3 protein-coding genes are annotated in these 5476 nt (G+C 34.1%); all 3 read left to right on the top strand.

Annotated features, from left to right (window positions below; all coding sequences use genetic code 11):
• Window positions 1-30 precede the first annotated feature (30 nt).
• Window positions 31-756 carry a pentapeptide repeat-containing protein gene (locus tag CUN59_RS20385; RefSeq protein WP_104389539.1) on the top strand — a complete coding sequence of 242 codons (726 nt, stop codon included), beginning with the start codon at window positions 31-33 and terminating at the stop codon, window positions 754-756.
• A gap of 114 nt (window positions 757-870) precedes the next feature.
• A complete protein-coding gene (locus tag CUN59_RS20380; RefSeq protein ID WP_104389538.1) occupies window positions 871-2238 on the top strand; it encodes a P-loop NTPase fold protein in 1368 nt (455 codons plus the stop codon).
• Window positions 2239-2417: 179 nt separating this feature from the next.
• Window positions 2418-5476: nSTAND1 domain-containing NTPase (locus CUN59_RS20375; protein WP_438501840.1), on the top strand; the 3059-nt coding region annotated here is incomplete at its 3' end.

The following is a 5476-nucleotide window of genomic DNA, read 5'->3' as shown; positions in this document are numbered from 1 at the left end:
CAATTACCAATTACCAATCATACAAAAATTATGAACAGTAGAATTCTAGCTACATCTGTATTTCTAGTCACACTCAGCTTATCAAGTACCGTCCAAGCTGGGAGTTATGAAGATATTAGACAGTTATTAGCAAAAAAACAATGTCCTAAGTGTGTACTAACTAATGCCGGATTAGTGATGGCTGATTTAGCTGGGGCAAATTTGGCTGGTGCTGATTTGCGGGGTGCTAATTTGAGTGGTGCAAGTCTATTTGGTGTGAATTTAAGTGAAGCTAAACTCAGTGGTGCAAACTTAACTAGTGCTGATTTACGAGATACCTTTTTAATGAATGCTGAATTAAAAGGTGCAAATATTACGGGGACAAATTTTCAAGGTGCGGTAGGAATACCTTCACAGATTGCTAAATCGGAAGATTTTTATGCCTGGGGTGTAGCAGCCGCACAAAAGGGGAATCTTAAACCAGCTATTGATTATTTTAGCCAAGCGATCGCTCTTAAACCAGACTATGCCGGTGCATATTTAGCCCGTGGTATCGCTAGTTATCAAAGTTTAGACAGACAAAACGCCCTACAAGATGCCCAAAAGGCAGCAGAATTATTTGCAAAAGAAAAAAATACTCAAGGACTGCAAACAGCAAAAGCTTTTATTACAGAATTAAAAACACCCTACACTGAAACAGTTAATGCAGGTAAACCCAGCTTTATGGATTTTGTGGGGAGTTTAGGTTCAGTCTTATTACAGTTTTTACCCTTTTAATCCCCATTTTCGCCAGAAAATTAGGTTTAAAACCCTTTACTAATTACTGAGAAACAAGTAATATTGTCAGTAGGGATACTTAACCACTACTAAGACAATCATACTACTGATAAAATGGATATTCAGGATTTTAATAGAGCCACCAACCCTGCATGGACTCTGAAAGCTCAGAATGTGGAAGACCAAAAATGTTATATTGACTTTTCTCAAGTGCGTGGTGAGGATATCATCAGCACTCTAAAAGAGAGTATTACATTTTGGAATCCAGATCAGCCTACCTGTAACCTATTTACTGGACATATAGGTTGCGGTAAATCCACAGAATTATTGCGGTTGCAGGTAGAATTAGAAGCAGCAGATTTTCATGTTATTTATTTTGAATCTAGCGAAGATTTAGAAATTACAGATGTAGATATTGCTGATGTATTTTTAGCCATTGCTAGTCGCATTAGTAAAAGTCTTGAGAAAATTGTCCTCGAAGAACCGAGAAAATTTCAGGAATTACTTCAAGGTGCATGGAATATTTTAAACTCTGAAGTTACAGGTTTTAAAGGTAAATTTGCTGGTCAAGATATTGGTTATACTGCTGACGGAGAAAAATTATCTTTGTCTTTGGGTATTGGGGAAATCACCACAAAAATGAAAAGTGATTCTACATTAAGAACCAAAATAAATCAATATTTAGGACCACAAAAAACCGAATTACTACAAGTAATTAATCAAGAACTTTTAGAACCTGCTATTTCTAAACTTAAACAACAAGGTAAAAATGGTTTAGTTGTCATAGTTGATAACCTAGACCGCATAGATAATAGCATTAAACCCTGGGGTCGAACACAACAGGAATATCTATTTGTAGACCAAGGTGAATATCTGACTAAACTGAATTGTCATGTCATTTATACCATGCCTTTGGCTTTGAGATTTTCTAATGAATATGGAACATTAACCCAACGATTTCCAGAAGAACCAAAAATATTACCAATGGTTCCTGTTAAATATTCAGATGGTAGCATCCATCAACAGGGATTGGCGCTAATGCGACAGATGATTTTAGCCAGGGCTTTTCCTAATTTAACCCCAGAAGACCGCTTAAATAAAATTACCGACATTTTTGATATTCCAGAAAGTTTAGACCGATTGTGTCAGGTTAGCGGTGGTCATGTGCGCGATATTTTAAAGTTATTAAATACCTGGATTATGAAAACGAAAGATAAAAAATTTCCTCTCCAGGGTAACACTTTAGAGCAGATTATTCGTGAACGACGCAATGAAATGTCTTTAGCTATTTCTGCTGAAGAATGGCAATTATTACGTCATGTGAAAGAAACTAAAGAAGTTAGTGATGATTTAGGATATCAGAAATTAATCCGTAGTAGATTTGTCTTTGAATATCGAGATCAAGGCGAATTATGGTTTGATGTTAACCCAATTTTAGCAGAATCGAAAAAGCTGTCTGAATCAGGATATCCACCGATTTAAGGATTAACAGGATTTTAGATCCCCGACTTCTGAGATCAATTTATAATTTATGGACACAATAAATCAAAGAAGTCGGGGATCTTATCATCTCACCTGAATTATTGCCTTCGATCAATGTTATTATTTATCAAGATTAAAATTTAGAAGTCGGGGATATTGTTTATCATCAATTACCAAATATGACAAACTTACAACAACTAGAAGATTTAGCATGGTCTTTAGAAGCATCTCAGGGAGAATTTAAGCTGATTTTGGCTAAATGCAATTATCTCAATTTACAAAGTCAACTTATTCAAGAATTACAGAAAATCTGTGAGATTGAAATTCAAATTTTACGGCTACAAAAATCAGAAAGAACATTATATAATGCTATTCAAGAAGAATTTGATCAGAATATTCAAGCATTAATGATTATCGGTTGGGAGTCTTTACCGAATTTATCAAAAATGTTTAGTTCAGCTAATCAAGTCAGGGAAGAATTTAGAAATAATTGTCAGTATCCGGTAGTGCTATGGATTAATGATGCAATATATCAACAAATCATGGAATCTGCACCTGATTTAGAAAGTTGGGGAATTACTATCAATTTTCCTCTTTCTTTTGATGAATTAATTAATTTACTCACATCAATAATAGATAAAATATTAAATAATGATTTGAATGTAGATTTACAAGAAATTGAATTAGCATTCCAAGACTTACAAAAATATGGACAAGATTTAGAACCAGATTTTCAAGCTAATTGTAATTTTTTAAAAGGCTTTATTGAATATAACAAGAAACGATTAGATACAGCCATTAATTACTATCAACAAAGTTGGGATTTTTGGCAAACAACCGATAATTTAGAAATTCAAGGGAAAATACTTTATAATCTGACAATTTGCAATTATGAAAAATTCAGACCTAACCCCCTAGCCCCCTTTCCTAGCAGGGAAGGGGGAGAAGTTGGAAATTATTTACAACAAACATTAGAAAAGTTTAAAAATGCTCAACGTCTGGATTTAATTGCTAATTCTTTATCAAGATTTGGGTTAATTCTCCAAGATTTACAAGCATGGGAACAATTAAAAACATTATCTCAACAAGCTTTAGAAATACATCAGGCTGAAAATAATATCTTGAAAATAGCGGAAGATTATCTATTTTTAGCAACAGCTAATTTTGAACAATCAAATTTTCCAGAAACAGACAAAATTGCTAATCAAGGGGTAGGGGTAATTCATGAATTACCCCTACTAAGTTATTATCGTCAAAGCCTATTATTAATTTTAGCACAAGCTCAAGAAAAATTACAACAACATGAACAAGCAGTTAGTAATTTAAAATTGGCTAAAGATATGGGGGTTATCAATAATCAACCAAAGCTGTATGTTAAAATTCTCAATCTTTTACAAAAACTATTGTTTCAAAAAACAGAATATCTAGAAGCTTTTAACATCAAATTAGAAAGTCGTTCTATTGAACAACAATTTGGTTTGCGGGCGTTTATTGGTGCAGGTTGGTTAAAACCAGCAAAAACAACAAATGTCAATGTAGAGACGTTCCATGGAACATCTCTACAAACAAATCAAACCATTAAAAAAGAAAATATTTCTCCTGAAATTGAGGCATCTGGACGGAAAATAGATGTAGATGAATTACTAGCAAGAATTGGCAGAAATGATAAAAAAATCATTGTTATTCATGGACAGTCGGGAGTTGGTAAAAGTTCTCTAGTTAATGCTGGGTTAATTCCTGCATTGGAAAATAAAGCTATCGGGTTTAAAGATAATTTACCTGTGACAATTAGAGTTTATAATAGTTGGTTTACAGAATTAGCAAAACAACTATTAGATGTATTACCAGCGAAGTTCAAACCAGCAGAATTAAAATTAGATACTCAGGAAGAGTTTATTTTAAAACTGGTAGAAATTGAACAGAAAAATCTGAGAACAGTGTTAATTTTTGACCAATTTGAAGAATTTTTCTTTGTGTGTCCTGACGATAAAGCCAGAACAGAATTTTTTAAGTTTTTAGGGAAATGTCTAAATCATAAAAATATTGGCTATTTGCGAGTAATTTTATCTTTGCGGGTAGATTATTTACATCTTTTATTAGAATGTGATGAAATCCCCGATATGAATATTATTGGTGATGGTATTTTGAGTAAAAATGTGTTGTATAAATTAGGAAATTTAACACCAGAAAATGCTAAATTAACGATTGATAGATTAACAGAAAAAACAACTTTTCAGTTAGAACCTGTTTTAATTAACCGACTGGTAGAAGATTTAGCGGGAGAAGTAGGTTCAGTTCGTCCCATTGAATTACAAATTGTGGGGGCGCAATTAGAAACAGAAAATATCACAACCCTAGCAGCATATCAGCAAATCGGTAACAAACAAGAATTGGTTAAACGTTACTTAGGGGAAATAGTTAATGATTGCGGTCAGGAAAATCAAGAACTTGCGGAATTATTACTTTATTTTCTCACAGACGAACAAGGAACAAGACCGCTAAAAACTAAGGTAGAATTAGAAGCAGATTTAAAATCATTATTAGAACGAGATAACACCGAATCTGAGAAAAAATTAGATTTAGTATTAGAGATATTTGTCAAATCTGGTTTAGTGGTGTTGTTACCAGAAAATCCCTGTGAACGTTATCAATTAGTTCATGATTATCTGGCTTTGTTTATTCGCCAACAACAAGAACCCAAGTTACAAGCAGTGATAGCAGAACTGGAAGGAGAAAGACAACAAAGAAAATTAGCTGAAAAAGAGTTACAACAAGCACTAGAAAGAGAACTGGAAAGAGAAAAAAAGCAGCGCCAGCAAACTGAAGCAGAATTAAAACAAGCAGAGGAAGCAAAGAAAGTTTTAACTACGGCTAACAAAAAAGCCACACAAAGAATTCGCATTGGTTCAGGAGTCCTATTTATCTCCGTTGTTTTAGGTGGAATTGCCGCTGTATTGGCTACCCAAGCATCTCGCCTCAGTTACGAAGCCCAAACAGGTTCAAGGCTAGAACGAGAGGGAATTACAGCTTGGCAACAATTTGAGAAATATGAAATAGAACCATTATTAGCAGCTATGGGCGCAGGACAGGAACTGCAAAAGTTGGTTAAAGATGGTCGCCCCCTAGAAAACTATCCTGCTGCTAGTCCCCAGTTAGCATTACAAACAATTCTGGCTAATATTCACGAAAAAAATCAACTCAAAGGGCATACTGATAGAGTCAACAACGCCAGTTTTAG

The sequence above is a fragment of the Cuspidothrix issatschenkoi CHARLIE-1 genome (genome assembly GCF_002934005.1).
In the GTDB taxonomy this organism is placed as follows: domain Bacteria; phylum Cyanobacteriota; class Cyanobacteriia; order Cyanobacteriales; family Nostocaceae; genus Cuspidothrix; species Cuspidothrix issatschenkoi.
This window is presented reverse-complemented; position numbering and strand designations above follow the sequence as displayed.